The sequence below is a fragment of the uncultured Imperialibacter sp. genome (assembly GCF_963974565.1).
Lineage (GTDB): Bacteria > Bacteroidota > Bacteroidia > Cytophagales > Cyclobacteriaceae > Imperialibacter > Imperialibacter roseus.
In genome coordinates this window covers 206646-220899 of sequence record NZ_CAXBCJ010000003.1, presented here as the reverse complement: position 1 = coordinate 220899, position 14254 = coordinate 206646, and the positions used below count along the sequence as shown (strand labels likewise).

Annotated in this window: 16 protein-coding genes; 3 read left to right on the top strand and 13 right to left on the bottom strand. The window is 46.9% G+C overall.

The window, feature by feature from the left end:
- Position 1 precedes the first annotated feature (1 nt).
- Both AAC052_RS05930 and AAC052_RS05925 read left to right on the top strand, forming a co-directional pair.
- Positions 2-679 carry an RluA family pseudouridine synthase gene (locus AAC052_RS05930; RefSeq protein ID WP_317488477.1) on the top strand — a complete coding sequence of 226 codons (678 nt, stop codon included), beginning with the start codon at positions 2-4 and terminating at the stop codon, positions 677-679.
- Complete coding sequence (locus AAC052_RS05925) at positions 676-993, top strand: DUF6787 family protein (protein WP_317488478.1); 318 nt, start codon at positions 676-678, stop codon at positions 991-993. The genes AAC052_RS05930 and AAC052_RS05925 overlap by 4 nt, the downstream gene beginning before the upstream one ends.
- 43 nt (positions 994-1036) lie before the next feature.
- Here AAC052_RS05925 and AAC052_RS05920 read toward each other — a convergent pair whose 3' ends face one another.
- The 3 genes from AAC052_RS05920 to AAC052_RS05910 all read right to left on the bottom strand — a co-directional run bounded on the left by AAC052_RS05920 (position 1037) and on the right by AAC052_RS05910 (position 3538).
- On the bottom strand, positions 1037-1528 hold the full coding sequence (locus tag AAC052_RS05920) for a hypothetical protein (protein WP_339811680.1): 492 nt from the start codon (positions 1526-1528) through the stop codon (positions 1037-1039).
- A gap of 109 nt (positions 1529-1637) precedes the next feature.
- Positions 1638-2840 (bottom strand): DNA polymerase IV, encoded by a 1203-nt coding sequence (gene dinB / locus AAC052_RS05915; protein ID WP_339811678.1) that lies wholly within the window; start codon positions 2838-2840, stop codon positions 1638-1640.
- Positions 2841-2905: 65 nt separating this feature from the next.
- Positions 2906-3538, bottom strand: a complete 633-nt coding sequence (locus AAC052_RS05910; RefSeq protein WP_339811675.1) for a 2'-5' RNA ligase family protein — start codon at positions 3536-3538, stop codon at positions 2906-2908.
- Positions 3539-3717: 179 nt separating this feature from the next.
- Between AAC052_RS05910 and AAC052_RS05905 the strand changes: the two genes are divergently transcribed.
- Positions 3718-3942: a DUF433 domain-containing protein gene (locus AAC052_RS05905; protein WP_317488482.1), complete on the top strand. Its 225-nt coding sequence runs from the start codon at positions 3718-3720 to the stop codon at positions 3940-3942.
- A gap of 360 nt (positions 3943-4302) precedes the next feature.
- Here AAC052_RS05905 and AAC052_RS05900 read toward each other — a convergent pair whose 3' ends face one another.
- The 10 genes from AAC052_RS05900 to AAC052_RS05855 all read right to left on the bottom strand — a co-directional run bounded on the left by AAC052_RS05900 (position 4303) and on the right by AAC052_RS05855 (position 14251).
- Positions 4303-5523 (bottom strand): NADH-quinone oxidoreductase subunit D, encoded by a 1221-nt coding sequence (locus tag AAC052_RS05900; protein ID WP_339811929.1) that lies wholly within the window; start codon positions 5521-5523, stop codon positions 4303-4305.
- A 33-nt stretch (positions 5524-5556) separates the two neighbouring features.
- The gene (locus AAC052_RS05895; RefSeq protein WP_339811672.1) at positions 5557-6057 is read right to left on the bottom strand and encodes an NADH-quinone oxidoreductase subunit C; all 501 of its coding nucleotides are present in this window, start codon (positions 6055-6057) and stop codon (positions 5557-5559) included.
- A 32-nt stretch (positions 6058-6089) separates the two neighbouring features.
- Positions 6090-6626 (bottom strand): NADH-quinone oxidoreductase subunit NuoB, encoded by a 537-nt coding sequence (gene nuoB, locus AAC052_RS05890; protein WP_317488484.1) that lies wholly within the window; start codon positions 6624-6626, stop codon positions 6090-6092.
- Positions 6626-7138 (bottom strand): NADH-quinone oxidoreductase subunit A, encoded by a 513-nt coding sequence (locus tag AAC052_RS05885; protein WP_339811670.1) that lies wholly within the window; start codon positions 7136-7138, stop codon positions 6626-6628. The genes nuoB and AAC052_RS05885 overlap by 1 nt, the downstream gene beginning before the upstream one ends.
- Before the next feature lie 157 nt (positions 7139-7295).
- A complete protein-coding gene (locus AAC052_RS05880) occupies positions 7296-7928 on the bottom strand; it encodes an LON peptidase substrate-binding domain-containing protein (protein WP_317488486.1) in 633 nt (210 codons plus the stop codon).
- A gap of 215 nt (positions 7929-8143) precedes the next feature.
- On the bottom strand, positions 8144-10375 hold the full coding sequence (locus AAC052_RS05875; protein WP_339811669.1) for an NADP-dependent isocitrate dehydrogenase: 2232 nt from the start codon (positions 10373-10375) through the stop codon (positions 8144-8146).
- A gap of 307 nt (positions 10376-10682) precedes the next feature.
- Entirely contained in the window at positions 10683-12587 is a 1905-nt protein-coding gene (locus tag AAC052_RS05870; protein WP_339811666.1) for a DUF2207 domain-containing protein, read from the bottom strand.
- Positions 12588-12590: 3 nt separating this feature from the next.
- Positions 12591-13139 (bottom strand): LemA family protein, encoded by a 549-nt coding sequence (locus tag AAC052_RS05865; protein ID WP_339811663.1) that lies wholly within the window; start codon positions 13137-13139, stop codon positions 12591-12593.
- Between the two features lie 139 nt (positions 13140-13278).
- A complete protein-coding gene (locus AAC052_RS05860; RefSeq protein WP_317488490.1) occupies positions 13279-13677 on the bottom strand; it encodes a hypothetical protein in 399 nt (132 codons plus the stop codon).
- Between the two features lie 82 nt (positions 13678-13759).
- Positions 13760-14251, bottom strand: a complete 492-nt coding sequence (locus AAC052_RS05855) for a hypothetical protein (RefSeq protein ID WP_317488491.1) — start codon at positions 14249-14251, stop codon at positions 13760-13762.
- Positions 14252-14254 lie beyond the last annotated feature (3 nt).

Here is a 14254-nt window from a genome sequence, read left to right as displayed (position 1 = left end):
TGTGGATTTTAGAAAACTAATTCTGTTCGAAGATAACCACTTGCTCATCGTGAACAAACCCGGGGGCATGTTGGTGCAGGGAGATGATACCGGCGACGATTCACTTGTGGATTATGCAAAAGCCTATGTTAAGGAAAAGTATAACAAACCGGGCCTTGTTTTTATGGGGCTGGTGCATAGGATAGACCGGCCGGTAAGCGGCGTGGTGATGCTGGCCAAAACCTCGAAGGCTTTGGAGCGGATGACCAAGGCCTTCAGAGAAAGAACCATCGAGAAGATATACTGGGCCGTGGTTACCAGACGACCTCCCAAGGAGGAAGCCACGTTGGTTCACTGGCTCGAGAAAGACTCAAAAAAAAATACCGTAACAGCTTACAACAAAGAAAAAGGCAGTGCACAGCGCTCCGAGTTGTCGTTCAAAGTTCTGAAGGTATTCCACGACTATTGTCTGCTTGAAGTAAGGCCGGTGACTGGCCGACCTCACCAGATAAGGGCTCAGCTGGGCAAGATGGGTTGCCCCATTAAAGGTGATCGTAAATATGGTCAGCAGTTTCCGAACGAGGATTCCTGTATCAACTTACACGCAAAAACATTGATATTTGCTCATCCGGTTACAAAAGAAACAATGACAGTGGACGCTCCGTTACCTATCAAAAGTTATTGGCAGGCAGTTTCATGAGTAAAGAAAAGGAAAGCTGGTTAACCCGACTACAGGACAGATGGAACCTGAAAAGCGGCTGGCAGGTAGCAATAGTGTTGATTGTATTTGCCTGCACTGGCTTTACAGTGCTTTTTTTGAAAAAGCCTCTCTTCCGCCTTATCCACGCCTCAGAGGAATACTACACCTTGCTGACAATTCTTTACTACATCCTGATACTGCCCATCTACAACCTCATTCTACTTTTCTACGGCTTCATTTTTGGGCAGTTCAATTTCTTTTGGGAATTCGAAAAAAGAATGTTTAGAAGAATTAGTGGGAAAAGGCCTGAGTAAAAGTCATACCCCCTGCAACTACGAACGCCTTTAACTTACCCGCCTATTTGGCTATCCCCTGAGACTTAAGGTATTCGACCACCTCCAATGCTGCCTCTCCTCCCATCACAGCATGTTTCATCAGAGTAATGCCATGAGGCCCAGCGCTGGTGAGTGAGGCTGGATAGGTTGCCACAATCATTTTCACTAAATCCAGCTTTCCCATCATGGCCGCCGTGAAGATGTCCAGTCTTGCTCCTCTATCTATTAAATACTGAGCAATATCCGGCCTTCCCATGTGCGAAGCCCCGCCCAGGGCGGTCTCATAGTCGCCATTTCCCCAATCCCAGGTTGCGTTAAGTAGTGTCGGTATTTCCGCTAGCATCTGTTTGGTGCCCTCCAGGTCAGAATGGCCCTTGGAAACGAAATCTTTCACCAGCGCACTATCGATGGGTATTGGCCTGTTCTGCGCCGTGCCGCCAATGGCCGATATTCCCGGAATTAGAAGTGCTGAACTTGCAACAGCCCTTTTAATAAAGTTCTTTCTTGTTAGCATAAGTAATCGAGATTAGCCCTGGTACCTATACGGCATTGATTACTAGCCAGTTAACGCAATTACAGGAAAGGTATATATCACGATGAAAGTGACAGTATGGTGGTGCTGATCAGGCAGCGACCCCATTGAAAGGATTGAAACTCCGCCTCGATACACCCATGCCTACGGCACGAACAACGGCCTTATCCCCATGCTTTTGACGAAGCTTGTCCATGGCCTGGTAGAGCTTGATACCCTCTTCGGTGTCTTCAAAAAGGTTGATCTGGTAGTTGCCATGCACCAGGCTGCTGAACCGAACGCCAATTAAGCGAATGAGCATCCTTCGACTGTAAGCTTTTTTGAAAAGCTCTTTCACCATCGGTATCAGTACGTGATCTGCAGAGGTGTACGGCATTTTCCGCTGCAGGGTATGGGTATCGAAATCGGAGTAGCGAATTTTTACGGTAACGCAAGAGGTCAGCTGCTGCTCCTTGCGAAGCTTGAACGCCAACTGCTCGGTCATTGCCACAAGTATAGACTCCAGCTTCTTCACATCGATGGTGTCGTGCTCAAAGGTGTTTTCCGTAGAGATAGACTTTCTCTCCGAGTAGTGAACAATCGGCGTACGATCTATGCCGTTTGCCTTTTCTGAAATCACGATGCCCATCTTCCCAAAAACCGCCGCTAACATCTCCACCGGCACCTGCTGCAGTGTGTGGATTTTTTGCACACCCATTTTTCGCAATGTGTAGGCCGTCTTCTCCCCTACCATCGGAATTTTGTCAACCGTCAGAGGTGAAAGAAAGCCTTTTTCCGTCCCATATGCCACCTGCCGCTGCCCGTCGGGTTTTGACTCATTGGTGGCCACCTTAGAAACTGTCTTATTTTCCGAAAGTCCAAAGGAAATAGGTAGGCCAGTCTCTTTTCTGATCCGTGCCTTTAGTTCCGTGGCGAGCTTCATGCAGCCAAAGAACTTTTCCATCCCAGTCAAATCAACATAAAACTCATCGATAGAAGACTTCTCATAGGATGGAACGGATTCGTGCACAATCTCGGTAACCATCTGAGAATATTGCGAATACCTTTCCATATCGCCACGGACGACGATAGCTTCGGGGCACAACTGTTTGGCCAGGCGCATGGGCATGGCGGAATGCACGCCAAATGCTCTGGCTTCGTAGCTACAAGAAGCCACCACCCCCCGGTCGCTGCCGCCACCGATGAGCAGCGGCTTCCCAACGAAATAGTCGTTTTGCAGCCGCTCCACGGATACGAAGAAGCTGTCCAAATCCATATGTATAATAGAGCGATGATCAGTTGCAGGTGACCACATAGTTGCCATACAGTTAATGATGAAAAGCCTCTTGAAAAGAGCCGACTAAAAAATAGGTATGCTTGTTAGGCTACATGAGAAAACAAAGACATCTGGGGCTCATTTACCATCCAGACTTTTTCCTCAGGCCACTTCAAACTGACGGCAACTTTCTCCGTCAAAGAGATGGTTTCTACGAAGTCGTTCTTACCATTGCCTATGTCTCTCAGCAAACGCACCTGATCCACCTGAAAAGTCTCTCTATATTTTTGGTCGATGAATGTCTGGTGTACTTTCAAGAAAGCCTTCTGCTCAAACTCACTTCCAATGATCATGTGCGGATATTTAGCAAACACAGGATCCACCACCCTTATGCCGAAGCTTTTGGCAGACTCTCTAAATTTCTGGTAAAATAGCTGGTTGATCCGGGCCACCTGAGACCCATTTCCGATCTTGAGGTAAATAGCTCTATTGCTCTTCAGGTAGGCAAATCCATTAAGTGAGATGTCGAATGAGTCGACAAAAACAGAGGCCTCCTTTAGCGCCTTAGTGATAAGATGTTCGTTAGAGATGTCTGCCTGAAAGGAAAACAAACTAACGTGAGGATGGGAATTGTAGAACTTGTACTGCCCAAACTCGTCAAGTATTTGTGCTTTACGATCCCTCACGTAGTCCGTTATGGACTGGGAAGGATATATCTGAATTTTGTATGTCACCATAATTACCTCCTTTTATGCTATCAAATATAGCATCAGAGAATTATAATGTCAATATATTTAGTAAAAATGATTTTAATTTTAGCAAGCATGCCGCTAGGGCACTGAAATGAGTCGTTTTGAATGGCAAAAATTAGACTTCCACCAACTTCTAACTATCTTTAATTAGCAATCAATGACGGATGATAGAGTATTCAAAATATATTACGATTAACCCCGACCAACGTTCCGGGCAACCTTGCATTAGGGGGATGCGGATAACTGTTTATGATATTCTTGGTTATTTGGCCGCAGGGGATTCAATGGAAGATATCCTGGAAAATTTCCCCATGCTAACAAGAGACGACATTCTTGCAAGTTTAGCCTATGCCGCAGATTCAGAGAAAAGACTACAATTGACAGTCTAAGAGCAACCTAAGCAATGCTCCTTATTGACAATAACCTTTCAACATTGCTAAAAAACATACTGGTTCCTCACTTTGCTGGAACTCAGCATGTCTATGATATTAATCTCGGCACAGCAAGTGACACAACAATTTGGCAGTTCGCAAAAGATAATGGCCACACCATTCTGACAAAAGATAAAGATTTCTATTTCCGTGTTAGTCTGAAGGGTGCTCCTCCCAAAGTCATTTGGATTACACGAGGCAATTGTGGAAACAGAGAGCTGATTCGCCTTGTAAAAAGCCACATAAAAGACATACAGAGCTTTATTGACTCAGACAGGCACCTTTTGGTTATCCAATAGTCTCCACTTGACCATCTTTCTACCTGTCCACTTCGCCCAGCACAAAATCTACTGAGCCAACAATAGCGATGAAGTCGGCGATAAGCACGCCCCTCGATATTTCAGGAACGACCGACAAGTTGGAGAAACAGCACGAGCGGGCCTTGCAGCGAACCGGCACATCATTCCGGCCATCGGCACGAAAATAAAAGCCAAGCTCTCCCTTTGGGTTTTCTGCACGAACATAGAAGTCCTGCGCCTGGGGCCTGATCTTTTTCGGAACCATGGCTCGTGGATCATAATCACGGGTTCGCTTGTGCTCTTTGGTGAGCATTTCCAGGCACTGTTCAATGATCTTGACAGATTCCTCACACTCCCTGTAGCGCACCCACGTCCTATCCCAGCAGTCGCCCACTGTTCCGACGGTACCTTCTCCCACAGGGATTTCAAAATCAAGCTCTGGGTAAACGCTATAACCGTCTATCCGGCGAAGATCAAAGCGCAACCCCGACGCACGGAGCATGGGGCCAGTCACCCCGTAGTTAATAGCCAGGTCACGGGACAGCACCCCTACATTGGCGGTACGCTCAACGTAGATTTTATTGTTCAGCAACAGGCCTCTCGTTTCCACCAACTTCGGTTTGAGGTAGGTGACAAATTCCTTGCAGCGCTCTTCGAAACCCACGGGTAGATCGTAGAACAGGCCGCCAACCCATATGTAGTTGTAGAGCATGCGGGCGCCGCTGACCCATTCCAGCATACGCAGGATATGTTCCCGGTCACGCATCATCCAGAGGAAGGGGGTTACGGCGCCAATATCAAGCCCGTAGGTGCCAATAGCCACAAAGTGAGAAGCCAACCGGTTAAGCTCAGCCATGAGCACCCGGATGTATTCAGTCCTTTTTGGAATATCGTTTTCAATGCCGAGCATACGCTCCACGCCCATTACATAGGCATGCTCATTGTTCATGGCACCTACATAGTCGAGCCTGTCGACATAGGGAATGACCTGATTGAATGGCATGCTCTCAGCGTGCTTTTCGAAGCAGCGGTGCAAATAACCCAGGTGAGGCACCACATCGACCACCACCTCGCCATCGGTAATCACTTCAAACCGCAAAACACCATGCGTAGATGGATGCTGCGGGCCGATATTGATCAACATTTGCTCCTCCGTCAGGTCTTCCGGCTTATACTTCGTGGGCTCTGAGGCTTCTAGGTGCCTGGGGTCGTATGTGTATTGAACGGTGCTCAAATGGATACCTGCTATTAGTTAGTCGTGTTCTGATTATCGTTAGTAGTCAACTTTCATTCCGTGGTAGTATTCCTGGGTCGAATAATCCTTTCGCAGCGGATGGCCCTGCCAGTCGGTAGGCAAAAGAATGCGGCGCAAATCGGGATGGCCGTCGAACTTGATTCCCACTAAATCAAAAGCTTCCCGCTCATGCCACTCTGCCGTTTTCCAAACGTCGCTGACCGTAGGAATCATTGGCAGCTCTGCTCCTTCCTCGTTTCTGGCAACAATTACCCTCAGGAGTAATTGAAAATTGTAAGGAATAGAATACAGGTTATAATTGACCTCGATTGTGCTGGCCTCCATGCCATTATCAATGGCAGTGACGCAGGAGAGCGAATCAAAATAGGTTTGCTCATTGTCTCGTAGAAAAAGGCATATATCCTGAAGTTTTTCGACGGATACAACCAGGCCTTTTGGAACGGCGTTTTCGATGGTTTCCGGCACGCATGAGGCGCCAAATTCAGATTGCAGAAGGGATTGGATGTCGGTGTGGGTCATTTCTGTTCTTTATATAGGACTCATTGCCTCGGTTAAGCCTGCGCTGCTTTCTCAGCTTTTTTCGCCATCAGTCTTTCAAGTGCCGCAGGAGCCATCAAGCTTTCACCTCTTATTTTTTCCTGAAGTTTCAATATGCCACCAATCAATGCTTCTGGTCTTGGCGGGCACCCGGGCACGTAAACGTCCACTGGAATGATGCGATCGACCCCTTTTACTACATGGTAGCCATGCTCCCAGTAAGGCCCGCCGCAGTTGGAGCATGAGCCCATTGAAATTACATAGCGTGGCTCAGCCATTTGCTCGTACAAGCGTCGCACTCTGTCGGCCATTTTAAAGGTAACAGTGCCCGCCACTATCATCACATCGGATTGCCGTGGGGAAGGTCTTGGAAAAACTCCGAGTCTGTCGAGGTCGTAGTTGGAGGCCATGGAGCCCATCATTTCGATGGCGCAGCATGCCAGGCCAAAACCCATAGGCCATATGGATGAAAGCCTGGCCCAGTTGATCAGGTCATCCACTCTGGTGATAATCACTCCGCCTTGCCCTAACTGTTGGTCTAGTAGTCCCATTACACTGTCTCCTCCTTTATCACCCGAGTCACCGACCGGGCTTCTTTGACTTTTTTGCTCACTGCATCATATAGTTCGTTCGGCACTTTTGAATCCATCCGGGTAGCTTCCACAACTGGCCTCTCCCACTCGAGGTATCCCTTGGCCCAGGCGAACACAAGCCCAAGTGCCAGTATCAAAACAAAGACGGTCATTTCTCCTAGCGCAAACCAGCCCCATAGTCCACCAGTAGCGTCGACGAGTTCTTTTTGCCCAAAAACGGTTGCCCATGGGAAAAGAAAGACCAGTTCTACTTCGAACAAAAGAAAAATAAGTGCAACTATATAGAATCGAACATTGAATTTGCCCCAGGCACTCGTCGATGGATCCTCGCCACATTCGTAGGTGGTAAGCTTTTCCACATTGGGCCTATTGGGCCTGACCAGCATAGCAAAGCCCACGGAAAGTAACACGAAGACGAAGCCTCCGATAATGAATAAAAGTATGGTGCCAAATCCTGAAAGCTCGGGCATAGAGGTCTTTTTATGCTAAAGTAACTGATGCAGACCAATGATGCACTAAAATAATGGATTGAACTGGTCGGAACATCTTCGTTCCCATTGGCGTGTGCAGGTAATTAGCCGAGGTGCCTGCCGTCGCAGGCGTGACGTTCCTTTTTAAAGTTATTCTCTAGAAATCGAGAGCGTCGAGGTGTTTGAAATGACCGTTCTGGCGAATGCGGTCTTTGGCCTGCTCCATTTGCTTAACAATCGGGATTGTTAGCTTCAGGTAGTTAATAAGGAACTCCTGCCTCTTCTTCTCAGACGTGGTCTTCAGCAGCTCGTATTCCTGCTCTTTGCTCAGGCCTATCTTGTGAGCAATGGCATAGGTGAGCATTTTTTGGTCAAATTTCACAAGCCCTTCCATCCCCAGCCATTCAAAAAGGTCGTTGGCCAGCTTAAACAGTTCTTCCTGTAAAACCACGTCGCCGTCGTGGTCGGCCTTTATCATTTCCACCGTGCCCCCGGCATACAATTTGCCTGGCCACGGGCTTACAAAGTCGAGGACTTTGAAAATACCCATACCAACGGTTCGCACATCCATCCTCCCATCATCGTACGTTTTCTCCAGCTTCACAATTCTCACCTCAGTTCCATATTCGATTTTGCTGAGTACGTAAGAGGGCACGCCAAAAGTAGTGTTGTTATTGACGCACTCCGTGATAAGCTGCCTGTACCTTGGCTCAAAAATGTGCAGGTTCAGCTCCTCGCCGGGGTAGGCAACCAGGTTGAGTGGAAATAATGGAAGTTCCTTTTCGATCATCTCAGTTGGTAGAATGCGTCAACATACAAAAGGGTTCACAAAATAAAAAACTCAGTAACATACACCGGTTTTTATATAACCGTTAGAAAAGCATTCTGTTATCTCAACACAGATCTTCGTTGCCAGTTAAAACAAAAAGTCAGGATCATCAACCTTAGATAATCCTGACATCTTTATGAATTTTGTTACCACCTAACCAGCAGCCCAATATTCAATCACTTCTTCAAACCATCCACAACGGCATTCAGCGTAGCACTTGGGCGCATGGCTGCAAATGTCAAAGCCTCATCAGGCTTGTAATAACCGCCAATGTCAACAGGCGAACCTTGTGCTGCCAACAACTCTTTGTTGATCTTAGCTTCATTTTCGCTGAGGCTCTTATAAACCCCGGTAAAAATGGATTTCAGTTCTGCGTCCTTGTCCTGAGCGGCCATGGCTTCTGCCCAGTACATGGCCAGGTAGAAATGGCTGCCACGGTTGTCAATCTCATTCACATCACGAGAGGGTGATTTGTTTTCCTGCAAAAACTTGGACGTAGCGGCATCTAATGTATCCGCCAAAACCTGTGCACGAGGGTTACTTGTAGCAATACTCAAATGCTCCAATGAAGCTGCCAAAGCAAGGAATTCACCCAGGGAGTCCCAGCGCAGGTGACCTTCTTCGTTGAACTGCTGCACGTGCTTGGGCGCTGAACCGCCAGCTCCTGTTTCGAACAGCCCTCCTCCAGCCATCAATGGCACGATAGAAAGCATCTTCGCACTGGTACCAACCTCTAAAATCGGGAACAAGTCGGTGAGGTAATCACGCAGTACGTTGCCAGTCACAGAGATAGTGTCCAGACCTTTTCTGATGCGTTCCACTGACAACTTCGTAGCCTCTACAGGCGACATAATTTTAATCTCCAAACCTTTGGTGTCGTGATCTTTGAGGTAAGTGTTTACTTTCTTGATCAACTCAGCGTCGTGCGCACGATTTTTATCCAGCCAGAATACTGCCGGAGTATTGGACAGCCTAGACCGGGTTACGGCCAGTTTCACCCAATCCTGAATCGGAGCATCTTTTGCCTGGCACATTCTCCAGATATCGCCAACCTCCACTGCGTGCTCAATCAGGGTGCTGCCATCAGCAGCTACTACCTTCACTTTTCCAGCAGCAGGAATCAGAAAAGTTTTATCGTGAGAGCCATACTCTTCAGCCTTTTGAGCCATCAAGCCTACGTTTGGCACACTACCCATAGTAGTTGGGTTGTAAGCTCCATGGGCTTTGCAATCTTCTATTACTGCTTCATAAACACCGGCATAAGCCCTGTCGGGAATCACAAATTTTGTGTCTTTTGCCTTTCCATCAGGTCCCCACATACGGCCAGAAGTACGGATGGCGGCTGGCATCGAAGCATCAATAATCACGTCACTTGGTACGTGCAGGTTGGTAATCCCTTTGTCAGAATTCACCATCGCCAAAGGAGGCTGCTTGTCGTAGCAAGCTTTAATATCAGCATCAATTTCAGCCTTTTTATCGGCTGGAAGTGTCGCTAGTTTCGCCAGCAAGTCGCCCATTCCATTGTTAGGATCTACCCCTAGTTCTTTAAAAGTAGCAGCATGCTTTTCAAATACCGGCTTGAAGTAGGCAAACACTGCATGGCCGAAAATAATCGGATCAGACACTTTCATCATGGTTGCTTTCAGGTGAACTGAGAACAACACATCGTCACTTTTAGCTTTAGCAATCTCTTTTTCCAGGAACGCACTTAATTTGCTCGCACTCATCACCGAAGCATCGATCACTTCGCCTTCCTGCAAAGCCAATTTCTCCTTCAATACCGTTATGGCGCCATTAGCTGCCACATGTTCTATTTTCACGACGCCGGCTTTGTTCATGGTGACTGATTTCTCATTTCCATAGAAATCGCCGTCTGTCATGGAAGCTACATGGGACTTCGAAGTTGACTCCCACTTGCCCATTGAATGAGGATTGTTTCTGGCGTATTCTTTCACTGCCCGTGGCGCCCTTCGGTCGGAGTTTCCTTCACGAAGCACAGGATTTACCGCACTGCCCATTACTTTACCGTACCGAACTTTTATGTCCTTTTCTTCATCACTTTTTGGCTCTACAGGGTAGTCCGGCAAATTGTACCCTTTCGACTGAAGCTCCTTTATAGCCGCCACCAGCTGTGGCATAGAGGCGCTGACATTTGGTAATTTAATGATGTTGGCTTCTGGTGTTTTGGCAAGTTCACCCAGCTCGGCCAGGTCGTCATTGATGCGCTGTCCTTCTTTCAACCTTTCCGGGAAGCTTGCAATAATTCTTCCTGAAAGAGATATATCTCTCGTCTCCACTGCAACACCCGCTGGCGACGTGAATCCCTCAATGATTGGTAACAATGAATGTGTAGCCAATGCAGGCGCCTCGTCTGTAATGGTGTAAATGATCTTGCCTTGTTTTGCCATTTGTTTCCTGAGTTTCAAAAGACCAGTTTGGTCTGCGATTTATGTAAATGATTGCTAGTTTTCTTGTTTATTGAAAAATCGGCCGAGTGAACATCGCCGAAACCCAAAGTATCCCGTTTTTCCCATAACTTTCTGTTCACTCACCATTTGAAAATTATTCCATTGAAAGCAAGAGGAAATCACCCTCCCTCCGGCGGCGCCAAATTACAGTAATTTTGCTATTTCTCACAGCCAAAGGGCGATAGTGTACCCAGCTCAATTACGAAAGGTATTTGATTTAACCACGCCGTGCTGATTGACGGTGACTTTACCAGCCACCGCCGCCACCGCCGCCGCCGCCGCCGCCCGACGAGCCACCTCCCCCACTGCCTGAACTACTACCGGGTGCAGTGGATGAGCTACTAATGTTGGAGGTCAAACTCGAGCTGATGCTGCTACTAAATGTGCTGCTGCTGAAGTGTCTCATTGAGGCATTGTGATACCAAATCGGATGATAATCCATGCCATCGTTCGACGTGGCTTTCAGGTAAGACTCAAAATGCTCGCCCCACTCGTTTTCCACACCAAGAGCAATGGAAAAAGGAAGTAGTTTTTCGAAAAACTCCAACGCTGACCCTTTGCTTTGGAGCCGGTTGAACCTGTCCTCTTCCGCTGTTTTCATAAACAAACGTAACCCCTCCAGCTGATCCATCACCTTTCGGCCTTCCACAGTGGGAGCCTTAATGAGGTAAATAAACATGCCGTTGGCAAGGATAAATCCAAACACAATGGCTACGACGGATAAGTCCATGAGAGAAGCGTACACCAGATACATGTAACCTCCGAGCAGGGGTAACGTGAAAATGAGCAGCGCAATAAAGACTCCAAGGCCGTATTTCCTTTCCAAATAAGTCATTAGCGAACTAATGGTGCCTGCAACGAGGCCAATAATTGGGAGGTTGAGAATCGGCAATATAAAAATGAGAAATCCGGTTTCGTACTTCCCCCATGGAACAAGTGCCAGCATGCCAACAATGGTAATCAGGAATGCCATAAACATGTAGCTTCTGTTCATTTTGAAGTAGATTCCATCAAGCTCTTTACGAAGGGCCTTTTCGTGGGCGCTCACGGCACTCCCTATAGCACTATGGTTCGCCTGCTCGAGCACAAGCTCAGTCCGATAGCTGGAAAAAAGCTTATCAAAAAGCTTTCTTTGTGCCTCCGAAACCAACTTCAAATCGGGATTCATTGTTTTCTTCAGCGTGAATTTTTTGCCGCTATAGTCGATGGTAAGGAGCCCTTTCACCCCCATGTCGACTATGTCGGCTGCGAGCGCCTTCTGCCCGTACTGCTCATGATAGACAAAATAGCAATCGGCTGGAGAGAAGTTCTTTGGTGGGTCGAAGAGTGGAATGATAGCACCTTTTGGTGGATCAATACCTACCTTGCGCCAGGCCCTGAACCAGTAGAGAAGCAGCAAGAGTAGCACACAGCCACTAATAGTAGTTGACCACTCCTCCATCCACAGGTAAAATGCTTTGAGCGGGCGGGCGGGCTCCGTAACTATTCCTTTTGGCCAGGCAACAGCTATGGTTAAGTTTTCGTAAGCCTGAAACGGGCGGGTCGTGGTAAAGGTGATTTGATTGCCCTCCTCGGTCACCTCGAAGTCCTTGCCATCGTCGCCTTCGAAACCGGTATAGCCACTGTATTGAGTAATGTCCGCACCAGGCGGTAAATGGATAGTAGCTGAAACTTTTCCCATGGGAAAAATCCAGCCATTGCCATTGATGTTGTAGTAGAGTTCATCATAACCGTCGAAAAAACCCAACTGATTTTCCGACCGGTATTTAATGGTGTAAGTATATTCGCCTGGCTCAAGAAACACATTTTCCTGACCTATATAAACCACTTCCCCATTTCTGCTGCCTTCAGTGTGGTAAGGCTCTTTCTCCCCATCTTTCAGCACTTCTAATACTTCGAAGCCAACAGACATCGAAAAACCGTCACTATCTGTGTATTCTGTTGGATACGCCCGATAGATACCTCTCTTTATATCATTGCCATTCGCATATACCTTGATCGTTTCCACCACATCGATGGAGGCGTCCGGGTTTATCGTGATGTCACTTTCATAAGAAATAACATGCTCTTCATGCGGCGAAATGATGCTTTCCTGTGCGGCGAGGCCCGAAAAGAACAGGCCGCCAAACAATAGCGTTACCAGCTTCTTCATGGTTCAGAATTTTACTTCAGGGGCTTCCCGCTCGGCTTTGTCGAGTTCAAAGTAATCCCGCTTGCTGAACGCAAAAGATGAGGCAACCAGATTGCTCGGAAACGATTCAATCATGATGTTGAGATCACGGACTACCCCGTTGTAGTATCTCCGTGACAATTGAATGGCATTTTCGATCTCGGAAAGCTGCTTTTGAAGGTCTTGAAAATTGGCATTGGCTTTCAGGTCAGGGTAGTTTTCGGACAAGGCAATCAAACGGCCAAGAACGGCACTTAACCCCACTTCCGCATTTTCCTGGTCCTTCACTGTGTTGGCAGCGACACCCATGTTGCGCCACTTGATCACGTTTTCTAAGGTTTCTTTTTCATGACTGGCATAGCCTTTCACGGTATTTACGAGTGCAGGAATCAGGTCGTACCGCTTTTTAAGCTGCACATCGATGCCGCTCCAGGCCTCTTCGGCCATGTTTTTGTTCTTAACTAGCCGATTATAAACGCTGATGGTGTAGAGGAAGAGGGCGGCAGCTACCCCCATGATGATGTAAAAAATCATAGATCAGGATTGGTTTTTGATTCAATATACATCAAAGAGGAAAGAGAAAAAAGGCAGGAGTATCATCTATGATGAATGTCATGGATGAAGACCAGAGATTGATTACGTTCAACACCTAAAACGAGGCTTCCTCCCTTCTTTAGATGGGAATCTCTATTCCAGCTTCTAACATTCTCTCTCTGAAAGTTGAATATCTTAGAAGAGATATATCAAAGCCTTCCGCTCTGGTTAACGCCTTTTTGTCATTTGAAAAGAAGACAATATCAGAAAAGGCAAAGCTATCACTCGATTTGGCCTTTTGACATTGGATTATTGCATCAGCCTCGCCAGCATTCTCGTCATTGCTGCCCACCAAAATCTCTATTTCCTTCTTACTCACTTTGATCGGACACAGCGTAACTACACTAAATTCCTTCATTATCCATTTTAGAACTCTGTTTCTTTTCTTATCCCTGCGCTTAATGAGAAACTCGTATCTAACTGTCGCTGGAATCCAAATAGCCGTGTAAGTAATTGCGAGAAATGAGATTACTTTCATGAAGCTGTCCTTTCTGCCAGCTTCAATAAGTAATGAAAGATTTACTAAGACGTCATTATCAATTAATAGTATTGATCGATATCTACTTATTCCCATCGTCTGACGAAAGTCCGATAAAGAGAATAACCATTGCCAACAAGGCCAAAAGAACTGCAAAGTCATTCCCGCTTTCACTCTTTGCGCCGTTTTTTGGCTCCAGTTGCCGAACAGTTTCCTGCACAATATCGGCAAACGTCTTGTTGGTTCCTCCCCCATAGGGCAGAACATTTATTTTCTTTTCAATATCCTTTGGCAGTACAACATTCGAAGGCAAAATGGCATGGATGTTTTTCGAGCGGCCTAGAAGATACCTTATCTCTTCTTCTGTCCCTTTGTCCAATCCAGTCTTGTCATGCATTAACAATAAAGCCGTGCTTGACTTGGACAGTTTCTTATATATTGCCTCCGGGTTTCTCCCCAGGTGTTTAGGAACAACATAAATAGTATTCTTACCCTGGCTTTGCGCCAATGCTTGAAGCCTGATAGCTAAGTCCGAAGACGAGTAGTCTCCTTCAGGGTATATTATTGATATCATACT

What these genes read in the sequence shown, in the direction of transcription:
- AAC052_RS05925 (WP_317488478.1), top strand. Translation starts at nt 676, where the DNA reads ATGAGTAAAGAAAAGGAAAGCTGGTTAACCCGACTACAGGACAGATGG.
- AAC052_RS05920 (WP_339811680.1), bottom strand. Translation starts at nt 1,528, where the DNA reads ATGCTAACAAGAAAGAACTTTATTAAAAGGGCTGTTGCAAGTTCAGCA.
- dinB (WP_339811678.1), bottom strand. Translation starts at nt 2,840, where the DNA reads ATGTGGTCACCTGCAACTGATCATCGCTCTATTATACATATGGATTTG.
- AAC052_RS05910 (WP_339811675.1), bottom strand. Translation starts at nt 3,538, where the DNA reads ATGGTGACATACAAAATTCAGATATATCCTTCCCAGTCCATAACGGAC.
- AAC052_RS05905 (WP_317488482.1), top strand. Translation starts at nt 3,718, where the DNA reads ATGATAGAGTATTCAAAATATATTACGATTAACCCCGACCAACGTTCC.
- AAC052_RS05895 (WP_339811672.1), bottom strand. Translation starts at nt 6,057, where the DNA reads ATGACCCACACCGACATCCAATCCCTTCTGCAATCTGAATTTGGCGCC.
- nuoB (WP_317488484.1), bottom strand. Translation starts at nt 6,626, where the DNA reads ATGGGACTACTAGACCAACAGTTAGGGCAAGGCGGAGTGATTATCACC.
- AAC052_RS05885 (WP_339811670.1), bottom strand. Translation starts at nt 7,138, where the DNA reads ATGCCCGAGCTTTCAGGATTTGGCACCATACTTTTATTCATTATCGGA.
- AAC052_RS05880 (WP_317488486.1), bottom strand. Translation starts at nt 7,928, where the DNA reads ATGATCGAAAAGGAACTTCCATTATTTCCACTCAACCTGGTTGCCTAC.
- AAC052_RS05875 (WP_339811669.1), bottom strand. Translation starts at nt 10,375, where the DNA reads ATGGCAAAACAAGGCAAGATCATTTACACCATTACAGACGAGGCGCCT.
- AAC052_RS05870 (WP_339811666.1), bottom strand. Translation starts at nt 12,587, where the DNA reads ATGAAGAAGCTGGTAACGCTATTGTTTGGCGGCCTGTTCTTTTCGGGC.
- AAC052_RS05865 (WP_339811663.1), bottom strand. Translation starts at nt 13,139, where the DNA reads ATGATTTTTTACATCATCATGGGGGTAGCTGCCGCCCTCTTCCTCTAC.
- AAC052_RS05860 (WP_317488490.1), bottom strand. Translation starts at nt 13,677, where the DNA reads ATGAAAGTAATCTCATTTCTCGCAATTACTTACACGGCTATTTGGATT.
- AAC052_RS05855 (WP_317488491.1), bottom strand. Translation starts at nt 14,251, where the DNA reads ATGATATCAATAATATACCCTGAAGGAGACTACTCGTCTTCGGACTTA.